Below are 18,713 nucleotides of genomic sequence, written 5' to 3'. Positions count from 1 at the left end.
CTTAACCCAGTTGATCGCTCTCAGCGAGGCCTGCCGCTGCCTTGAGCATTTTCAAAATCACCAGCGCAAAGGCTCGGCTCTTGGTTTCGTTGTCCAGCACTTCCAACGACAATTTCTCGTTGTCAGTGATGGCGTCGAGTACGGTGTCCACCACGCGTTTTGGCAGCAGGCCATGCATCACCTGGTCCACCGAGTGGCTGTTGACTTGAGCCATCAAGTCATCCTGGCGCAACAGGCGTTGGGTGATGCCTGTAGCAAAATGCAGTTGGTCATCATCTTGCGTTTCGGCACCAAAAATATCGTTCAGCGCGTCGATGATTTCCGACAGACGCTTTTTCTCTGGGTCATGGGGCTTGCCGCTGCCCACATCACTGCCAGGTTTGAGGGTGTATTCGCCTTTTTCTTCGCTCAGGCGCAACTGGTGTTCAGCACGCTTGCTCAGGCGGTAGTGGCTCAATTGCAGCTCGCCCACATCGACGTCGTCTTGTTGCAGGCGATCCGAGCGCAGCAGCGGGTGAAGGTGCTTGGCGTACACGCAGAGCTGCTCCAGCTCGCGATCCTCATAAGGGATGATCTGCGAGAGGAACTCATACAGGCGCACAAAGCTCTGTAGGTTTTTGCGGAACAGGTCGAGCTGATCGATCTGTTCGCCGGCTTCTTTCAATGCATGTTCGGCTTTTTTCAAGCCAGCGCTGTCGCCGTTGGCTTCGGCGGTGCGTTTGTAATCAAGTGCCTGCTGGTGCGACTCCAGCGAAAAGGCGTAGCGCTTGGCAAAGCGCTCCCTGGCGGGTGTGCAGTAATAGCTGAGCTTGCTGGCGGCCGCTTTGGGGTCGAAGAAGGCCATGGCGAATGCTTCGACCTCCTGCCAGTGATAGATGCCCTCGGCATCCAGCCTCTTCTGCAGGTCATAGATGATCTGCGGGTCAGTGACGTCGGTCAGCTCGGCCTTAGTGTAGTAAGGCAAGAAGGCATCGAGAATGTCCTGCGGCTCGTTGAAGAAGTCGAGGATGAAGGTTTCCTTGCTGTCACCAAAAGTGCGGTTCAGCCGCGACAGGGTCTGCACGCAGTCCACGCCTTGCAGCTTCTTGTCCACGTACATGGCGCACAGCTTGGGCTGATCGAAACCCGTCTGGTACTTGTTGGCCGCAATCATCACGTTGAAGTCTTGGGTGTCGAAGGCCACTGCCAAGTCACGGCCATGCAGGCCGGGGTTAAGTAGGTGGCTGTTTTCCGTGACCTCTTCGGGGATCACTTCATCCGCGAGCACGCTGCCGGAGAACGCCACCAACGGGTGCACATCCTTGTAGCCCATCTGTTGTACGTAGGCCCGCACCGCCAGCTGGTAGCGCACTGCTTCCTGGCGGCTGCTGGTGACCACCATGGCCTTGGCCTGACCATTGAGTAGCTTGCGGATATTGGCGCGGAAGTGCTCGACGATCACTTCCACCTTTTGGCTGATGTTGTACGGGTGCAAACGCACCCAGCGCGCCAGCTTGATGCGCGCTTTTTTGCTGTCCACCTCGTCGTCTTCGCCCTCCGGGTGGGCGATCTTCCAGGCGGTGCTGTAGGTGGTGTAGTTGCGCAGCACGTCGAGGATGAAGCCTTCCTCAATGGCCTGGCGCATGGAGTACAGGTGAAATGCCTCCGGCTTGTTGTTGGCACTGCGCGGTAACGTCGGGTCAGGCTCACGACCAAATAGCTCAAGCGTTTTGGGCTTGGGCGTAGCAGTGAAGGCGTAGTAGCTGATGCGCTCGTTGGGTTGGCGCGCCTGCACGGCTGCGTCCAGCAGCTCTTCGGCGCTGATTTCCTCACCATCCAGTGCATCGCTGCCAAGAATCTGTTTCAGCTTGCTGGCCGACGAACCGGTCTGCGAGGAGTGCGCCTCATCGGCAATCACCGCATAGCGCCCGCTGGCAAGCTTGGGGTACTTGTCCAGGGCATCGAACAGGGCAGGGAAGGTCTGGATAGTGACGATGATGATGCGCGTTTGCTCAGCCAGCGCCTCGGCCAGTTGTTCGGATTTGCTCTGATTGCCGAGGTCTCGGCTGATGGGTTTGACCACGCCCTGGGCGTGTTCGAATTGGTAGATGGTGTTTTGCAGTTGGCTGTCCAGCACCGTGCGGTCGGTGACCACGATCACCGAGTTGAACAACCGCTGGCCGGCATCATCGTACAGCGAGGCCAGTTGATGGGCCGTCCAGGCGATGGAGTTGGACTTGCCCGAGCCGGCGCTGTGCTGGATTAAATAGCGCTTGCCTGGCCCTTCGGTGCGGGTGGTGTTGACCAGCTTGTTGACCACTTCCCATTGGTGGTAACGCGGGAAGATCATCGTTTCCTTGGTGGCCAGCGTGCCGTCGAAGCCTTCGCTGGTTTTTTTGTCCAGGTGCAGAAAGCGCCCCAGCACCTTGAGCCAAGCATCGGGCTGCAACAGGCGTTGCCAGAGGTAGCTGGTGGCGTATTGGCTGTCGTCGACGGGCATTGGGTTGCCGGCGCCGCCTTCCTCAGTGCCGAGGTTAAAGGGCAGGAAGAAGGTGTCCTTGCCCGCTAACTGGGTGGTCATCGCCACTTCGTTCTGGCCCACGGCAAAGTGCACCAGCGCGCCACGCTTGAAGGTCAGCAGCGGTTCGGGCTTGCGTGTTAGCGGGTCTTTTACCGGGCGGTCGTAGCGGTATTGGCGCTTGGCGTTTTCCACTGACTGCTTGAACTCGCTTTTCAGTTCTAGCGTAGCGGTGGGGATGCCGTTGACGAACAGCACCAAGTCCAGCCGAGGGTTGTAGCTTTGCCCACTGCCACCCGCTTCGCGGGCGTGTGGCGAGTAAGACACCTCTGGCACCACCCGCAGGCGATTGTGCTGGTAGCGCTTGAGAGTGTCCGGGTTCATGCCGTGGTCGGGCTGGAAGCTGCACAGCTCTACTTTTACCGCAGGCAGCTTGAAGCCATGACGCAACACATCCAAGGTGCCGCTCTGCTCCAGCTCGCGCACCAGCTTCTGAATCAGTACATCTTCAGGGGCATTGGGGTTGGCCTTGGTGAACTTATCCCAACGTTCCGGCCAGGCATTCTTGAAGTAGCCCAGCGCATCTTCGGTGTACAACGCCGTGCGACGGTCATAGCCACTGGCCGTGCCGACTAGCCAGCCTTGGGCGGATAGGGCCTCGATGATGTCCTGCTGAAACTGAGCTTCCTTGCTATCCGCCATTACATGGCCTCTTGTGCTAATTCAGGGAATGTTGCACTGGCTGGGGGCTGCCAGCTGCGTACATCGATTTTGCCGGTGACGGCGGCGGAGATAAGGGCGGAACGGCGTTCTTGGAGCAGAGCGATACCGTTTTCACCCTCGCTAATCAAGCGACTAATAAGGTCACGCTTAGAGTTCACTTCTGCGACAATTTCCGCCTGCTCGGTCAACGGAGGAACTGTTGTTGTAAGCTTCCTGACATCCGGCATACCGATGGTTTTTAAGGTGGCGCCAAACGTAAATCGACCAAGCTCTTCTTCCATTGCGTAGAAAACAAGCAGCAGATATTCGGGAAGCATTAAAGTTTCAATGCATATCCAAGCAATGAGATGCTGTGAAACACACATTTTTCGCGTAGTAATAGCCGCCAAGCCAATTGTTGCATCCCGGGTAAACACTACAGCACGTGCAGGAAGCAGCCTTGCTGACGAGTTGTTCATGCCCAAAGCAGTAATCATGTACTGAGTTTCATTTATGTAATCGACAACCTTTAACTGCTTGCTGTCGTTGAGTGAAACCCAAGGTATATCACCACCCTCCCAATACTCGGGATATTCCTTGCTTGGTGTATGACCGCTTTCAAGTTTGGCTATATTTTTCACCCTGGCCACATCCCAATGTGTCGGCACTTCGCCCAGCCACTCCACGCCGGAGTCTTTCATCGGAACTGTGGGATCGAGACCTTTTGTGACCGCATGGGAGATCACAGCCTGGCGCTTTTCCTTGAGCAGTTCGATCAGGCGCTGCTGCTCTTCGATCAGCGCGTCGATGCGGGCGGTTTCGTGGTCGAGGAAGCGGGCTATTTGGGTTTGTTCAGGGGCAGAAGGAAAAGCACCTTGAAATTTCACAATGTCAGTCGGATTGACTCGTTGATGGCTACGAGTGGCGGACTCAACCAATGACTCAAGACGCTTTCTGAAGTTCTCAGATCCAACAAGATAATAAAGCCATTTATAGTCAATGATATCTGACTGCAAGGGAACGAATTCACCTGAGCAGATAGTAAGAACATTATGCGGCTTTGCCAAGCAAACAGTGTTTTTCCTCGGGTTAAGCTTGGATATCAGAACTAGAGGTTGATCAACTAAGAATTTTGAGCTGTCGATCTCACTTCCATTTTCAAACTGCCCATTACCTGATGCCTGAACAACAGGTATTGAGTAGTGAAAGACCTCTTTGTCGTTTAAGGTTTCAGCGTTCACAACTTTTGTTAGTGAGCTAATATATGCATCCCCACGAGTGAGTGTCCATTGCTCAGGAACATCACCAAGCCACTCCACGCCCGAGTCCTTATAAGCCGGATATGTTGGAAAAGTCATGCCGACAGCCCTTCAATCATTTGCTTGATGCGGTCGGTGCAGGCTTTCAGATCGCGGTCGATCTCGGCCAGCGGGCGCGGTGGCTGGAACACATAGAAGTGGCGGTTAAAGGGAATCTCGAAACCGACGATGCCGACTTCGCCGTCCTGCGCATCGGTTTTGCTTTCGTCGATCCAGGCATCCGGCACGTGGGGGATGACTTCGCGCTGGAAGTAGTCGTACACCGACTCGCCCAGCGGTACGTTCTCATTGTCACGCAGGCCGGCGTCTGCTTCGGGCTGGCCCTTGCTCATGCAGATATCCGCTTCGGGGTCACGTTCGCTCAAGGCATTGAGCAACGCTTTTAGCTCTGGCGTGCTGAGGCTGATGCCGTGCGCGGTGAGGGCTTTTTTCAGCAGCTTGCTGAACTGCTCGCGGTTGCGGTGCAGTTGACTGGCGTCCATGGATTGCAGAGCTGTCATCAGTTGCTGTTGCGCGGTGCTGTCCAGTTTCTGGATGGCTTTTTCTTCCATCACTTTGGCGACGCGCTCGGCGGTGGTCTGGAAGTTCAGGCGCAGCGGACGTTCGACGGTAATGCGTCGATAGCCAAAGGCGTCGATGGGGAAGATTTTGCTCTGTGCGTTGTTCTCGAAGCTGCCATACAGGCGCACCAGTTCGTTGATTTGCTCTTCGGTGATGTACTGACGCTTGCTGCCTAGCGACTTGCGCATTTTGGCGTAGTGCTGGCTGCCATCAATCAACTGGACCTTGCCCTGGCGCGCAGGAGCCTTGTGGTTGCTGAGTATCCACACATAGGTGGCGATGCCGGTGTTGTAGAACATGTCCGTGGGTAGCGCGACGATGGCTTCGACCAGATCGTTTTGCAGCAGGTAGCGACGAATCTCCGACTCACCCGAGCCCGCGCCACCGGTAAACAGCGGCGAGCCGTTAAGGATGATGCCGATGCGCGAGCCGCCGTCACGTGGGTCACGCATTTTGCTGACTAGATGCAGGAGGAACAGCAGTGAGCCGTCGGACACTCGTGGCAGGCCCGGGCCAAAACGACCGTCGAAGCCTTTGTGGTTGTGCTCCTCGGTGATCTGCTTTTGCACCTTCTTCCATTCCACGCCAAACGGCGGGTTGCTGAGCATAAAGTCGAAGCGCTTGTCGGCCAGTTGGTCATTGGACAGGGTGTTGCCGAGCTTGATGCTGGCCACGTCCTGGCCCTTGATCAGCATGTCCGCTTTGCAGATGGCGTAGGACTCGGGATTCAGCTCTTGGCCGTGTAGAGAAACGCTGACCTTTTCGCTGATGGACTGAATGTATTCATCACCCTCAGACAGAAAACCGCCCGTACCTGCGGTTGGGTCGTAGATGGTGACGATGCTATTGGGTGCCAGCTTGTGGTCTTGATTGGTGATCACCAGCGAAGTGGTGAGGTGCACGATATCCCGCGGGGTGAAGTGCTCCCCGGCGGTTTCGTTGGAGCTTTCAGCAAACTTACGGATCAGCTCTTCGAAGATAATGCCCATGCCGAAGTTGCTGATGTGCTCGGGGCTCAGGTCGGTGGCTGCAAAGCGTTGCACCACCTGATAGAGCAGGTTGGCGCTGGCCAGTTGCTGAACGAAGTCCTCGAAGTGGAAATGTTCGAAGATCTCGCGGGCGTCTTTGCTGAAGGCTTGTATGTAGCTCATCAGGTCAGCGGCGGTCTGAGTATCCGACAGGGTTTCCAGGGTCAGTGGCGAAGCATTGAAAAATTGTTGACCCGCTGTTCGCAGCAGAATTATCTCGCGTACGGTATCTGGGCGGCCTTCCTGAGCGAAGGTCTGTTTGATGACTTCGGTCTTAGTCGGTGCCAGCACGCACTCCATACGCCGCAGCAGGGTAAAGGGCAGGATGATGCGGCCGTACTGGGATTGCTTGAAATCACCACGCAGCAGGTCGGCAATCGACCAGAGAAAGGCGGCCGTCTGGGAATGATTTTCCGTGTTCACGCGAGAATTCCTTGGGGTATAGGCAAAGCGGCAAGTCTAACCTGTCGAACAGCCTATCTGTAGCGGCCCATGTAGAAATGGCGTTTATGGGTAGTGGCAGGAGCTAACGCTCCGGTTTGGGTTCTATTCCCGTTGATCAAAGATGAGGCCGCACGCGAACATGCCGCCAGCAACGATATGCATGCTGCAAAGTGCTGATAGTTTGGATATGGGCCCAGGTAAGGAGGGGAACTATGTATTTTCACTACTGGCGTTCTTTTACAAACGCTTGAGGCATAAAAAAGCCGGCTCGTAGCCGGCTTCCTTGGCGCCTAAATCACTTGCTAAATGCCCTTGTTTGAATCGCAGCCAACACATCCCGTACATCCTGAAGTAATAACCGGGCTGTATTGGTCACAGTACCAATGTCCTTGTCGCTCGCGTCTCTCAACGTGGCGCAGGTCATCAGATTCAGATAATCAAGCGCAGTCACTAACCGCTCACTCGCACACGCATGCAGATCCACCAATGGCGCCTGGCTGTCGATAAACAACACTGGGCCATCGCTAGCAATTGGGGTGAGCGGGATAAAGCGTTCGGACGGGTCAATATTGCTCATGGTGTCGTTCCTTCCAAGAGTGAAAAGTCGCCACCTGTTGCTGCGAATCAACCGGGGTGTAGTTTGTTCCTTTCGACGGAGCTCTGAAGTGCTGCTGACCAGAATCGAGGGTCTGAAAAACTATAGGAGTGCCAGGAATTAGGGGCAACAGGTGTGCTGTAGGAACGGTCTCCATACCGGGTAGGGACAGGCTGAGTTTCCTGAAGATTTCATATCCGCTGCATTAGAGGCGAGCCGCATCAGCAATACCCTCTGTCTCCCAGCGATTTTGCTATCCTGCGCCCCTTTTCCCCACCGCAAGGAACGCAGGCATGACCCAGCCCATTGGCAGCAGTTCACAAACAAGGGCTGGCCAACAGCGTCACCTGCCACACCTCCTGTTCCGCCTGACCGCAGCACTCTTGCTCGGCCTCGGGCTCATCACCCCCACCGCCCAAGCCAACCCCACCACCACCTACCGCGGCACCCTCGGCGACACCCCGGTTGAACTGGCGCTCACCTACGACTCCCAATACGGCGGCGGCATGTCCGGCTATTGGTTTTCCGAATCCGAGCGCTTGCCCATGGTGTTGGAATCCACGCCTTTCCATTCCGGCTCCGCGCTCTTGATCAACATCATGGACAACCCGACCCTGCCGGCGACGGCGGTGTCGTTGCAGCCGTTCGCCGAGGGGGCAGAGGCGCTGCAGGGCAGTCTGGTGGATTTGCGCACAGGCACGCAGCAGCCGTTGCAGTTGCAGCGGGTGACGCGCTTTGGCGGCAGTCAGCGGGAGGCGTTTGAGGGGGAGTTGCTGCAGCCGGTGTTCGATCGGGATTTCTATTTCAGTGTGCATGCCGCGCGCAAGGCCGGGGAGGAGGTGGCGCAGGTGGACAGTATCCGGGTGATCAGCCGGGCCACCGGTAAGCGGGTGCAGGAGATTAGCGGGCAGTGGTGTCTGTCGTCCGTGGGCACCAGGACGCTGACCTTCGGGCATTTTCATGCCGAGGCGCGGATGGATTTTCAGGTCCAGGGCTATCGCGTGGGGGAGGCGGATGGCCGGGTGTGGTGCTCGCCCACGCAGTACTACCTGTACAGCCGGGATCTGCGGACCTATGGGCGTCATCCGCAGTTGGAGCAGTTTGCGGTGGAGGGTGATCTGCGCTTTTCCCCCAGTGGGCAGATGGAGTTCAGCAAGCAGGACTTTATCAATTACGACAAGCGCACTCGGCGTTGGGATTATTACCGGGTGATCACCCCTGAGCGTTTGGAATATCTGTCGTCGGGCGAGGAGCGTTTCTGATGCGTGGGCTTGATTTTGCTCGGGGGCTGGTGGTGCTGGTGTTGGCGCTGTGGCTGTTGCCGGCGCAGGCGTCCCATGGGGTGTATGAGGGGACCTTGGGCAAGCAGGCGATTGTCTTGACCCTGGGTAGCCAGAATGCGGTCTACCAGGGCACCTATGCCTATCAGCGCTATCGCACGCCGATCCGCCTCAAGCCGACCTTCAGCTACAGCAACAAGGTGCTGGCCATGGATGAGCTGGACGAGCAGGGCTTGCCGGTGGCGCGTTTGCAGTTCAATGACTTGCTGAACTCTCGCCAGCAGGAGCAGGTGCGCGGCACCTGGACCAGTTATCGCACGGGCAAGTCCTTGCCCATTGCGCTGAAGCTGGTGGGCCTGGTGGATTCGGATCGCTCGTGGCCGCAGCCGGTCACCACGCTGTTGCAGAGTGCTTCCACCAAACGCTGGTATTTCCAGGTGCCGATGCCGGGCAATGATCAGCGAATCACGACGGTGGAGGTGATGGACAAGGCCAGTGGCAAGTTGCTGCAGAGCCTGGCGGTTGCGGCGCCGGGGTGTCGCAACCTGGGGGTGGATACCTTGCAGGTGCAGGCTGAGGGGGAGCAACTGCGGATTGGCTTTCAGGACTGCAAGTTGCCGGGGTTTGCGTGGAATGCGGGCAGTGGGCGCTTTGAGCCGTTGCCTTGAGGCAGGGGATGGAAGCCTTGGGTAGCAGAACAAGGATCAGGTGTTGAACGTGGAAACTGTGGAGCCCCGTATGGACGACAAGCAATCCCCTGTGCTGATTCAGGTGTACATGGCCGATGACGATGGCGCCGTTCGCGAGGAGTTGTTGGCACGGCAGATCGATGAGGATACCTACGAGTTGCTGTCCTCGCCGGGGCTGGCGCAGAACCTGGCGCGGGGCGATATCGTTTCAATCCGCAATCCCGATGCGCCGGCGCAAGTGCTGAAGCGGGGCGGGAATTTCTGCATTCAGATCTATGCCGATGACATTGATCCGACGGTGATCAGTGCGCTTGAAAACGAGGTCGCTGGTGAGCTGGGCGGAACCCTGGATGGGCTGTTCGAGGGGAACCTGTCATTCGCTGTTCCCGCGAGGAATGGCATGGACCGTATCAATGCGGTGTTCGATCGCTTCCGCGAACAAACCGGGATCGAGTGGTACTACGCCAATGTCTATAAAAACCTCGATGACGATGAGGACGAGACGCTGTTGAACTGGTGGTTGGACTGCTGATTTTCCCCCGGGGCCTGGGCATGCCGACAAACAAACCGACCAAGTAGCGACCAAGTAAGCGACCAAGTCAGCATCCGGTAGTGCTACAGCGGCCGTTCTGTGGTGTGGGCCTGCATGGGCGCAGGGGAGCGCTAATCGTCCAACAGCGTGTTGGACGATTGAGACGTTTACACCGGCATTGGAAAGAGGCGGGCCGACCTTTTGTTTGCTCAATCGTTGGGTGTGCTTTTTACCGGCGAGGGCGTGCTTGAAGACGCCTTCGCCGGCAAGCCGGCTTCTGCGGTGGATGTAGGAAGGGTCTGTCTTTTCTGTAAGGCAGGCTGGAGGCGCTGATTGCGGTGCTGTTCTGTGGGATAACCATCAGCGCAACCCTGGACGTCCTGATCGATACCAGGGCGTATCCCACGCAGAGAGGTCGTGGCCATGGGCCAGGAAATGCGGCTGTTTCAGGAGGACTTGCTCAAGGCGGTTGCCGATATGAGCGCCGGTCAGGCTGTGCGTTCAGTGACACTGTTCATGGCGACTCGTCGTCAAGGATGGGCGGGAGCCGCGCAAGGTGTGTTTGTCGAGATTTTGCTGGCTGGCCTGTGCCGGCGCTGCCGTTTTTCCGGCAAGCCACAACGCCCGGGATTTCGTGGGCGTTGTAGCCGCTGCCGCAGGCTGCGATCGGCCCCGTAGGGGCCGTCTGCCTTAGAAGTTCACCGAAGCACTCAACCGTGCCGTCAGCGGCGCGCCCTGGAACAGGTAGTTGTCGCCCATGTATTCCCCGGCATCGCGCCAGTAGCGTTTGTCGAACAGGTTGTCCACGGTCAGGCGGAACACGGTGTCGTAGCCATCGATGCGGGTGCTATAGCGGCTGCCGATATTGAAGATGGCGTAGGCGCCGGTGGCGACGTTGCCCTGGCGGTCGGCGTATTTGCTGCCGCTGTATTGCATGCCGCCCAGCAGGGCCAGGCCGTCGAGCCAGGGCAGGGCGTAGTCGCCTTGGAGGCTGGCCCGCAGGCGTGGGACGTTGAGGGTTTGATGGCCTTCGTAGGCCGGGGTGCCGGTGCCCTCGACCCGGGAGCGGATCGCCGCGACGCTGGCGGCAATCTGCAGGCGCTGGGTGGCCCAACCGTTGGCCGCAAGCTCCAGGCCGGTGTTCTTTTGCTGGCCCTGCTGGACGTAGGTGAAACCGCCATCAGCATCCGGGCGTGAGTACTGGTAGGCCTGGCGCATCTGGAACAGGGCGGCGGTAAAGCTCATGCGCTGCCAGTCGTACTTGATGCCGCTTTCGATCTGGCGCGAGACGGTGGGGGCTAGGGTGTTGTAGGCGTTGCTGGCGAACCACGGTGCCTGGCCACCCAGGCTCAGGCCCTTGCTGTATTGGGTGTACAGCGAAATGTTGTTGATCGGTTTGTAGATCAGCGCGGCCTGGGGCAGGAACACATAGCGCTGGGTGTGACGCTGGGTGCCGTCCTGACTCTTGAAGGCTTTTTCATCCAGGCGCACTTCACGCCCGCCGAGAACTGTCTGCCACTGTTCGTTGAAGCTGATGCGGTCGCTGAGGAACAGGCCGTATTGGCGGCTGTCCAGGCGTCGATGAGAGTCGCCGAGTGGGCCGTCGTAGGGGGCAAAGTGCTCGGGTTCACTGTCGATATTGCCACTGCCGTTGCCGTTGTCGACGCGGTGCATGACCTGATCGCGATTGTCCACCACTCGGCGGAACGCGCTGCTCCCCACACTCACTTCATGCCCCAGGCCTGCGGTGTCGAAACGACCATTGAGCACCGCCTGCACTTCATCGTTGCGCCGGGTGTCGTCGGGGCTGCGGAAGTCGTAGATGTCGTAGTTGCCTTCCGGGCTGAAGTAGTTGCCGTTGGCATTGATGCAGCCGGTGGTACAGCCGCCCCAGGCAAACGAGCTGTAGTCATCGATCACCACCTTGCTGCGCGACGCACTGAGGTTGCCCTTCCAGTCGTCGTTGAAGCGGTATTCGAAACTGCCGCCGATGTTCAGCGATTCATTGGTCACCGGCTTTGACCCGCTCTGGTGCCCCAGGAGTCTTTTCGGCGAGGCGTGATGGGGCAGGCTGGAACCGCCCAGCAGTTGATAGCCCGGGGCCGAGCGCTGCTGCTTGTTCTGGTATTCGATGTCCAGTTGCAGCAGGGCATCGGGACTGATGTTCCAGTCCAGGGCCAGGGAGGCGAAGTCGCGCTGGCCATTGGTGTGTTCGACATAGGAGTGCAGGTCTTCATGGGCCAGGTTGGCGCGCAGGCCGAACTGCTGTTCGCTGCCGAACCAGCCGCCGACATCGGTGGCCAGGTAGCCGCTGCCGCGATCGTCGGTGGCGACGGTCACCGAGCGGATATCCGTGGGCCGCTTGGTCACGTAGTTGACCAGGCCACCCGGTTCGCTGACCCCGCTTTGCAGGCCGGAAAGGCCCTTGAGCAGTTCCACCCGCTGCTTGTTTTCCAGGGCGACGTTCTGCTCGCCGGTGATGGTGCGGTTGTTGATCTTGTAGCTGCTGGCCGCGTTCAGCGAGAGGCCGCGCACCTCGAAGTTTTCGTAGTAGCCCACCGGCGCGTAGCTCTGGCCCACCGAGGCGTCGTTCTTCAGTACATCGCTGAGCAGCCGGGCCTGCTGATCGAGGATCAGCTCTTCGTTGATCACGCTGATGGCGGCCGGGGTATCCAGCAATGGCGTCTCGCTGAAGCCGCCCACCGAGGCGCTGTCGGCTTGGTAGCCGGACGGCGCTTGTGTGCTGATGGTCTGGGTCGGCAGTTCGGTGGCGGCGTTGGTCACGGCGTGGCTGCCGGCCAGCAGCAGGCCCAGGGTCAGGCGATGGCGCGGCAAGCCGGTGCTGAGGGCGGGGGAGCGGGACGTCGAGTGATTGGGGAGCATGAACATTCCTTGAGGGCGATGCGGTCTGAAGCGCAGGCCTGGGCCGGCCTTTGCAGCAGCGGCTGACTGGCGTGGAGCGTATCGAGGCCGTGCGGCGGGCATCCGGCTTTCACGGGGTGGTTGCAGCTGTGTGCTGTCGGGCGGGCGCCATCATACAAGCTGCGGCGAGGGGGTAAAGGCACACAGGCACAGGGCCGGTGGGCGCTTGCCGGCCCTGTCGGAGGGAAGGCAGGGGTTATGGGTTGGGCTCAGGAGGATTCACTTGCAGGGATTCGATCTGCTGTTCCAGGGTTGCAATCTTGCCCAGCAGGATAGTGATGAGTTTCTTGTCGTGGCTTCGGGCTTCGGAGGCGACCAGGGATTTTTCCAGGCGGTCGACGATTTCATTGTTCATGCTGCGGTTTTCCTGCTTGGCGATGCGCTTGACTTGGGTGTGAAGCTCACCAGGCAGGCGAACGATGAACTTTTGAGCGGGGGCGCACATGCCGGACCTCGGGTGATATCAAAAAGAAACATCATAGAAAGGTCGGGCCAGGCAGGGCTTCAAGAAAATTCTGAAAAAACAGCAGGATCGGGCTTAGTTTCGCTGAGCGGCATGGGCGACTCGCTGAGCCGAATCCGGGCATTGCGCCGCATAAATCCAGGCCGCTCAATCAAGGGCAGGAGGCGAGGGCGCCAGCCCCCTCGCCAGCGCTGGATGTGCGATTGCATCAGGGCCCGGCCGATGGCTCGAGCCCCGTGCCCGACCTCAACGCCGATCCAGCCACACCGTCTGCGCATTGCAGAACTCGCGCACGCCGAAGTGCGACAGCTCGCGACCGAAGCCGCTTTTCTTCACCCCGCCGAAGGTCACCCGAGGGTCGCTGGCGCTGTAGCCGTTGATGAACACGCCGCCGGTTTCCAGCTCGTCGGTCATCTGCCGGGCCCGTTCCAGGTCCTGGGTGAAGATCGTCGCGGTGAGGCCGAACTCGCTGTCGTTGGCCAGCTCCAGGGCGTGCTCGGCATCGCGGGCGCTGATGATGGCGGCCACCGGGCCGAACAGTTCCTGCCTGAAGGCGGTCATCTGCTCGGTGACGTCGGCCAGCACCGTGGGTTGGTAATAGTTGCCGGCGCCTTCGACCTTGTCGCCGCCCAGCAGCAGGGTGGCGCCTTCGGCCAGGGTCGCCTGGACTTGCTGGTGCAGTTCGTCACGCAGGTCGAAGCGGGCCATGGGGCCGATGTAGGTGTCGCTGGCCAGCGGGTCGCCCATCACCAGGGCACGGGTGGCTTCGACGAATTTGCGGGTGAACTCCGCGACCACCCCTTGCTCGATGATCAGGCGCTTGGCGGCGGCGCAGACCTGGCCGGTGTTCTGGTAGCGGCCGATCACCGCGGCCTTGACCGCTTCGTCCAGATCGGCGTCGTTGAGCACGATAAAGGGATCGGAGCCGCCCAGTTCCAGCACGCATTTTTTCAGCGCGGCGCCGGCCTGGGCGCCGATGGCGATGCCGGCGCGCACGCTGCCGGTCAGGGTCACGGCAGCGATGCGGCGGTCGGCGATGGCGCGGGACACGCCGTCCGGGGTGACGTTGAGCAGCTCGAACACGCCTTCAGGGAAACCGGCGCGCTGCATGACGTCCAGCAGCAGGTAAGCGCTGCCCATGACGTTCGGCGCGTGCTTGAGCACGTAGGTGTTGCCTGCCAGCAGCGCCGGCACCGCGCCGCGCAGCACCTGCCAGATCGGGAAGTTCCACGGCATCACCGCCAGCAGCGGGCCCAGCGGGCGGTACTCGATGCGCGCCTTGTTGTTTTCCACCAGGGTCGCTTCCGGGACCAGCATGGCTGGGCCGTGCTCGGCGTACCACAGGCACAACTGCGCGCATTTTTCGATTTCGCCCCGGGCCTGGGGCAAGGGCTTGCCCATTTCCAGGCTGATCATGCGCGCCATGGCCTCGCTGTTGTCCCGCAGGGCCTGGGCCAGGGCCGTCAAGCGAGTGGCGCGTGCGGCGACGCTCTGGCGTTTCCACAGGGCGAAACCGCGGGCGGCGCGCTCCAGGGTGGCGTCGGTTTCAGCCTCGGACTGGTAGGGGTAGGCGCCGATCTGCTCGCCGGTGGCGGGGTTGATCGACAAGGCGTGGGTGTGGCTGGAAACAAGGCTCATGGCACCGTCCTGCTCGGGTGGGAATGGCAGCAGGTTACGGCGCTGGTTGTTTGCTGAAAACTGAATAATATTAAGCGAGTCGTTCACGTTTGGAGAATGCTGTGGATCTGGTCCAGCTGGAAATTTTCAAGGCCGTTGCCGAGCAGGGCAGCATCAGCGCCGCCGCGCAACTGATCCACCGGGTGCCGTCGAACCTGACCACGCGGATCAAGCAACTGGAGCAGGACCTGGGGGTGGAGCTGTTTATCCGCGAGAAGAGCCGCCTGCGCCTGTCGCCCGCCGGGTGGAACTTCCTCGACTACGCCCGGCGTATTCTCGATCTGGTGGCCGAGGCGCGTTTGACCGTGGCCGGCGAAGAGCCCCAGGGTCCGTTCGCCCTGGGTTCCCTGGAAAGCACGGCGGCGGTGCGCATTCCGGCCTTGCTCGCGGCCTACAACCAGCAATACGCCAAGGTCGAGCTGGACCTGTCCACCGGCCCCTCGGGGACCATGATCGAAGGCGTGTTGTCCGGGCGTCTGGTGGCGGCCTTCGTCGACGGCCCGGTGCGCCACCCGGCCCTGGAAGGGCTGCCGGTGTTCGAGGAAGAGATGGTGCTGATCGCGCCACTGGGGCACGCGCCGATTACCCGAGCGCGGGAAGTCAACGGCGAAAGCATCTACGCCTTTCGCGCCAACTGTTCCTACCGTCATCACTTTGAAAGCTGGTTTACCCAGGACGCCGCGGTGCCGGGCAAGATCCACGAAATGGAGTCCTACCACGGCATGCTGGCTTGCGTCAGCGCCGGTGCCGGGCTGGCGCTGATGCCCCGCAGCATGCTGGAAAGCATGCCCGGCTGCGCCACGGTCAGCGTCTGGCCGCTGTCGCCGCGCTTTCGCTTCCTGCGCACCTGGCTGGTCTGGCGGCGCGGCACCGTGTCCCAGAGTTTGAGCAGTTTTGTGAAGCTGCTGGAGGAGCGGGGCGCGGTGCTAGCCGAGGGGTGAATGGGCCATGTCCGGCCGCGCTCGATGGCTGTATGGGGGCGATGTGTGTAGGCTTTCCGGCCTTTGCCCCACACTTGGAAGTGAGCCATGACCGATCAGCTTTGCCTTGTATTCGTCCCCGCGTTGGTGGCGTTGCTGCTGAATGCCGAGAACACCAAGGGCACGCCCCTGACCGAGGCGGAAGTGCTGGAAATTCGTGATAGCGCCGCCTGTATCGCGTTACCCGCGGCGGTTGCGCTGAGCATGGAAAACGAGCGCGGCTATCGCGATCTGGTGGCCGAGGATTGCTGGGAAGAGTGGCAGCAGTATCGGCGAGAGGCGCAAGCCTGAGAGGCGGACTTGGCGTGATCTCGTAAGTTTGTTGGGGTGGCTGGGAACGGCTTCTCAGCGCCTGCTCAGGGCCAAGCGAGCCGCAAACAGTACGAAGATCATCCCTGTGGTGCGGTCCATCCACTGGATCACCTTTTCCCGCTGCAGCACACCCGCCAGGGGCCGGGTGGCGGCAATCAGCAGCAGCGACCAGACCAGCCCCAGCACCACGTGAATGCTCACCAGGCCAAAGGTCCACAGCACCAGTGGCTGCCCCTGGGGAATGAACTGCGGCAAAAAGGACACATAGAAAATCCCCACCTTGGGGTTGAGCACGTTGCCCAGCAGGCCCTTGAGAAACCAGTTGGCCCCGGGTTTTTCAGCGGTGCCAGCGGGGGAAAATGTGCGGCGCGGGCGCAGCAGCATGTTCAGCCCCAGCCAGGCCAGGTAGGCGGCGCCGCAGTACTTCAACAGGTTGAAGGCCAGTTCCGACACCGCGATCAAGGCCCCCAGGCCGAAGGCCACGGCCGCTCCCCAGAGCAGGCAACCTGCGTTGATCCCCAGCGCCGCGCGTAGGGCCTGGCGTTTGCCTTCCACAGTGGCGGTGCGCAGCACCAGGGCGGTGTCCAGGCCCGGGGTCAGGGTCAGCAGGGTGGCGGCCAGGGTGAAGGCCAGGAGATTCTCGGTGATGGACATGGGCAGGGTTTCAGGTTGCGAGGTTGGCGAACGTTAGCACAGCCGCGCAGCGCTGATGCGCTGCACGGCGGTGTGGGCAAACCGCAGCGGTTCGTGCGCTGCAGGCCCGCCTCAGGCCTTGCACCGCACCAGCGCCAGATACACCCCCGAGCCTTTCCCGGGTTCGATGTAATGCGCGTCGTCCAGATCGGCTATCCGGGTCGGTTTCATTACCAGTTCCAGCTCCGGTGCGCCGGCGTACCATTCGTTGTTGTCGTTCAGGCCATTCTCGAAAGCGGCGAGAAACGCCGGGCAATCGTCGAACTTGCCATAGCTGTAGTTGCCTTGCTGGTCGCTGTAGAAGCGTGAGTAGCTCAGCAGCACGATGCCCCAGCGCTCGATGCGCTCACCAGGACTGGTGCGGGGAATCTGCTTGACCAGGTCCTTGCGGATTTCCCAGATCTTGTAATAGGCATTCTTGTTGTTGTGCACCACCTTGAACTCGATGGCGGTCGAGGGCTGTTCGGCGTAGCTGTCCTCGACCCAGATATCCACCTTGCGCCGCTCGGCGGCGATCAGCCAGCGCGGCACGTTGCTGCGCGCAATGCTGATGTTGCTGGGACGAAAGTCGTCGCGTTGATCCAGCTGGCCGCCGAGGCCGAGGTGGTCGCGATTGATGTCCAGCAATGCCGCCGATTCCAGGCTCAGCCACAGTTCCGGAGCGGTGGTGACCATGATGGATTTGAGGATGCGCTGGCGTTCGTCTTTTTTCAGGTGATTGAGCAGCAGCTCGGTAAAGCCGGGAACAAAGGACATGGGATCTCCTTATCAGGTCCGAAAGGGTGGAGCGGTCAGATCAATGCCCATCTGTAGGAGCGAGCTTGCTCGCGATGCTTTCCAAAGCGCCGCCTATCCCCTGCCAGTGCGCGTTATCGTTGAGGTTCTTCGCGAGCAAGCTCGCTCCTACGAGAGGGCGGCGGTCAATATGGGCCGCGGGGTTCAGGGATGCCCCGTTGCTGTTGCCGGGCTTCGAGCTGTTTGTCCACGGCGCGTTTGCCACTGAGTAGCTTGAGGTGCTGCACGCTGGGCGGTAGCTGGCTGTCGATCAGTGTCAGCAGATCCATCTGTGGGGCCTTGATGATGCGCAGGTCAGCAATGTTCGAGGTTTTCAGGCCGCTGAGTTCCGTCAAGGCCTTGAGATTGGCCAAGCGCAGCCTGCGCAGATGGGGAGTGTCGCCCAGCGCCAGCCGGCTCAATTGCGCCTGATCCTCGATCTGCAGCACTTGCAGCTGTGGAAACCCGTCCAGGTCCAGGCGGTTGAGGCCACGGACCCGCAGGATATCCAGTTCCTTAACGTACGGGTTGCGCAGTTCCGGCATGCCCTCGCGGCTGCCGAAGCTCACTGACAGGCTGTGCAGGCCGGACATACGGGCCACCATGCCCAGGGGCGTCTTGGCCGGCATGCGGTGCAAGTTCAGGGTGGCGATGTTCGGGCACTGGCTCAGGACGTCCAGGTTGTGGCTTTGCACACAGATGGATAGCTGTTGCAGGTCGGGCATCTGGTCGATCGGCGCGAGGTCGATGGCGGGGCCCTTGTCAAGGGAGAGCCGCAGTTGTTGCAGGTGCTTGAGGTTGGGCAGGCTGAGCAGTTCAGGCAGGTCGGCGCTGATCACCTGCAGGGCAAACTCCCGAAGCAGGGGCAGGCGGCCGATAGCCTCGTAATGCTCCAGGGCATCGAGGCAATCCAGGCTCAGGGACTGCACATGGGGCAGGGCCAGCAACACTCGGGCATCGAACGCGCTGCCCGGATAGTGGCTATAGAAACGCACCTTGAGGCGTTCACCGAAACGGGCGCAGAGCGTGTCGAGCTGACTCAGCAGTTCGCCGTCGTACTGTTCGGCCTTGGAGAACTGGACGATGACCTGGGCCTGGTCATCGGCCTCCAGGCGGGCGCTAACCTGCAGTTCCAGGTCGGCCTGGCTGGGGGCTTGAATTCGATGGGGAAACATCAGCGGTCCTTGATGATTTTCGCCGCGGCATCATGCCATTGCGCACGCTTCATCGCCATTTGCGCGCAGG

Annotated in this window: 15 protein-coding genes; 5 read left to right on the top strand and 10 right to left on the bottom strand. The window is 60.2% G+C overall.

Features of this window, described 5'->3' with window-relative positions:
* Position 1: 1 nt before the first annotated feature.
* From GWQ44_RS11335 to GWQ44_RS11320, 4 genes are all read right to left on the bottom strand, one after another.
* Positions 2–3,199, bottom strand: coding sequence for a DEAD/DEAH box helicase family protein (locus GWQ44_RS11335; RefSeq protein WP_275927350.1), 3,198 nt, complete (start codon positions 3,197–3,199; stop codon positions 2–4).
* A complete protein-coding gene (locus GWQ44_RS11330; RefSeq protein WP_275927349.1) occupies positions 3,199–4,557 on the bottom strand; it encodes a restriction endonuclease subunit S in 1,359 nt (452 codons plus the stop codon). Before GWQ44_RS11330 ends, GWQ44_RS11335 begins: the two co-directional genes overlap by 1 nt.
* Positions 4,554–6,530, bottom strand: a complete 1,977-nt coding sequence (locus GWQ44_RS11325; protein ID WP_275927348.1) for a class I SAM-dependent DNA methyltransferase — start codon at positions 6,528–6,530, stop codon at positions 4,554–4,556. Before GWQ44_RS11325 ends, GWQ44_RS11330 begins: the two co-directional genes overlap by 4 nt.
* Before the next feature lie 316 nt (positions 6,531–6,846).
* Positions 6,847–7,128 carry a hypothetical protein gene (locus tag GWQ44_RS11320; protein ID WP_016966805.1) on the bottom strand — a complete coding sequence of 94 codons (282 nt, stop codon included), beginning with the start codon at positions 7,126–7,128 and terminating at the stop codon, positions 6,847–6,849.
* A 311-nt stretch (positions 7,129–7,439) separates the two neighbouring features.
* On the opposite strand from GWQ44_RS11320, the gene GWQ44_RS11315 reads away from it, so the two are divergent.
* The 3 genes from GWQ44_RS11315 (at position 7,440) to GWQ44_RS11305 (ending at position 9,647) form a co-directional block, all read left to right on the top strand.
* Entirely contained in the window at positions 7,440–8,408 is a 969-nt protein-coding gene (locus GWQ44_RS11315) for a hypothetical protein (protein WP_275927347.1), read from the top strand.
* Complete coding sequence (locus GWQ44_RS11310; protein WP_275927346.1) at positions 8,408–9,094, top strand: hypothetical protein; 687 nt, start codon at positions 8,408–8,410, stop codon at positions 9,092–9,094. The genes GWQ44_RS11315 and GWQ44_RS11310 overlap by 1 nt, the downstream gene beginning before the upstream one ends.
* Before the next feature lie 70 nt (positions 9,095–9,164).
* Positions 9,165–9,647 (top strand): DUF4265 domain-containing protein, encoded by a 483-nt coding sequence (locus tag GWQ44_RS11305; protein ID WP_275927345.1) that lies wholly within the window; start codon positions 9,165–9,167, stop codon positions 9,645–9,647.
* Positions 9,648–10,337: 690 nt separating this feature from the next.
* On the opposite strand, the gene GWQ44_RS11300 is transcribed toward GWQ44_RS11305, so the two are convergent.
* From GWQ44_RS11300 to GWQ44_RS11290, 3 genes are all read right to left on the bottom strand, one after another.
* Positions 10,338–12,530 (bottom strand): TonB-dependent siderophore receptor, encoded by a 2,193-nt coding sequence (locus GWQ44_RS11300; RefSeq protein ID WP_275927344.1) that lies wholly within the window; start codon positions 12,528–12,530, stop codon positions 10,338–10,340.
* 235 nt (positions 12,531–12,765) lie between these two features.
* Positions 12,766–13,014 carry an Arc family DNA-binding protein gene (locus GWQ44_RS11295; RefSeq protein WP_016966794.1) on the bottom strand — a complete coding sequence of 83 codons (249 nt, stop codon included), beginning with the start codon at positions 13,012–13,014 and terminating at the stop codon, positions 12,766–12,768.
* A gap of 264 nt (positions 13,015–13,278) precedes the next feature.
* Positions 13,279–14,670, bottom strand: a complete 1,392-nt coding sequence (locus GWQ44_RS11290; protein ID WP_275927343.1) for an aldehyde dehydrogenase family protein — start codon at positions 14,668–14,670, stop codon at positions 13,279–13,281.
* 101 nt (positions 14,671–14,771) lie between these two features.
* Here GWQ44_RS11290 and GWQ44_RS11285 point away from each other — a divergent pair, with 101 nt between their 5' ends.
* Entirely contained in the window at positions 14,772–15,650 is an 879-nt protein-coding gene (locus tag GWQ44_RS11285) for a LysR family transcriptional regulator (protein ID WP_110652865.1), read from the top strand.
* A gap of 87 nt (positions 15,651–15,737) precedes the next feature.
* The gene (locus tag GWQ44_RS11280; RefSeq protein WP_103739724.1) at positions 15,738–15,980 is read left to right on the top strand and encodes a hypothetical protein; all 243 of its coding nucleotides are present in this window, start codon (positions 15,738–15,740) and stop codon (positions 15,978–15,980) included.
* A gap of 54 nt (positions 15,981–16,034) precedes the next feature.
* Here GWQ44_RS11280 and GWQ44_RS11275 read toward each other — a convergent pair whose 3' ends face one another.
* The 3 genes from GWQ44_RS11275 to GWQ44_RS11265 all read right to left on the bottom strand — a co-directional run bounded on the left by GWQ44_RS11275 (position 16,035) and on the right by GWQ44_RS11265 (position 18,643).
* Positions 16,035–16,655 carry a LysE family translocator gene (locus GWQ44_RS11275; RefSeq protein ID WP_110652797.1) on the bottom strand — a complete coding sequence of 207 codons (621 nt, stop codon included), beginning with the start codon at positions 16,653–16,655 and terminating at the stop codon, positions 16,035–16,037.
* Between the two features lie 111 nt (positions 16,656–16,766).
* Positions 16,767–17,450, bottom strand: coding sequence for a hypothetical protein (locus GWQ44_RS11270; RefSeq protein WP_275927342.1), 684 nt, complete (start codon positions 17,448–17,450; stop codon positions 16,767–16,769).
* 164 nt (positions 17,451–17,614) lie between these two features.
* Entirely contained in the window at positions 17,615–18,643 is a 1,029-nt protein-coding gene (locus tag GWQ44_RS11265; RefSeq protein ID WP_275927341.1) for a hypothetical protein, read from the bottom strand.
* Positions 18,644–18,713: the final 70 nt, after the last annotated feature.

Origin of the sequence: Pseudomonas sp. 3MA1 (assembly GCF_029237275.1) — a bacterium.
Taxonomy (GTDB): Bacteria; Pseudomonadota; Gammaproteobacteria; order Pseudomonadales; family Pseudomonadaceae; genus Aquipseudomonas; species Aquipseudomonas fluorescens_AP.
Note: the sequence above shows the minus strand (reverse complement) of the source record. Positions and strands in the feature narration are given on the sequence as shown.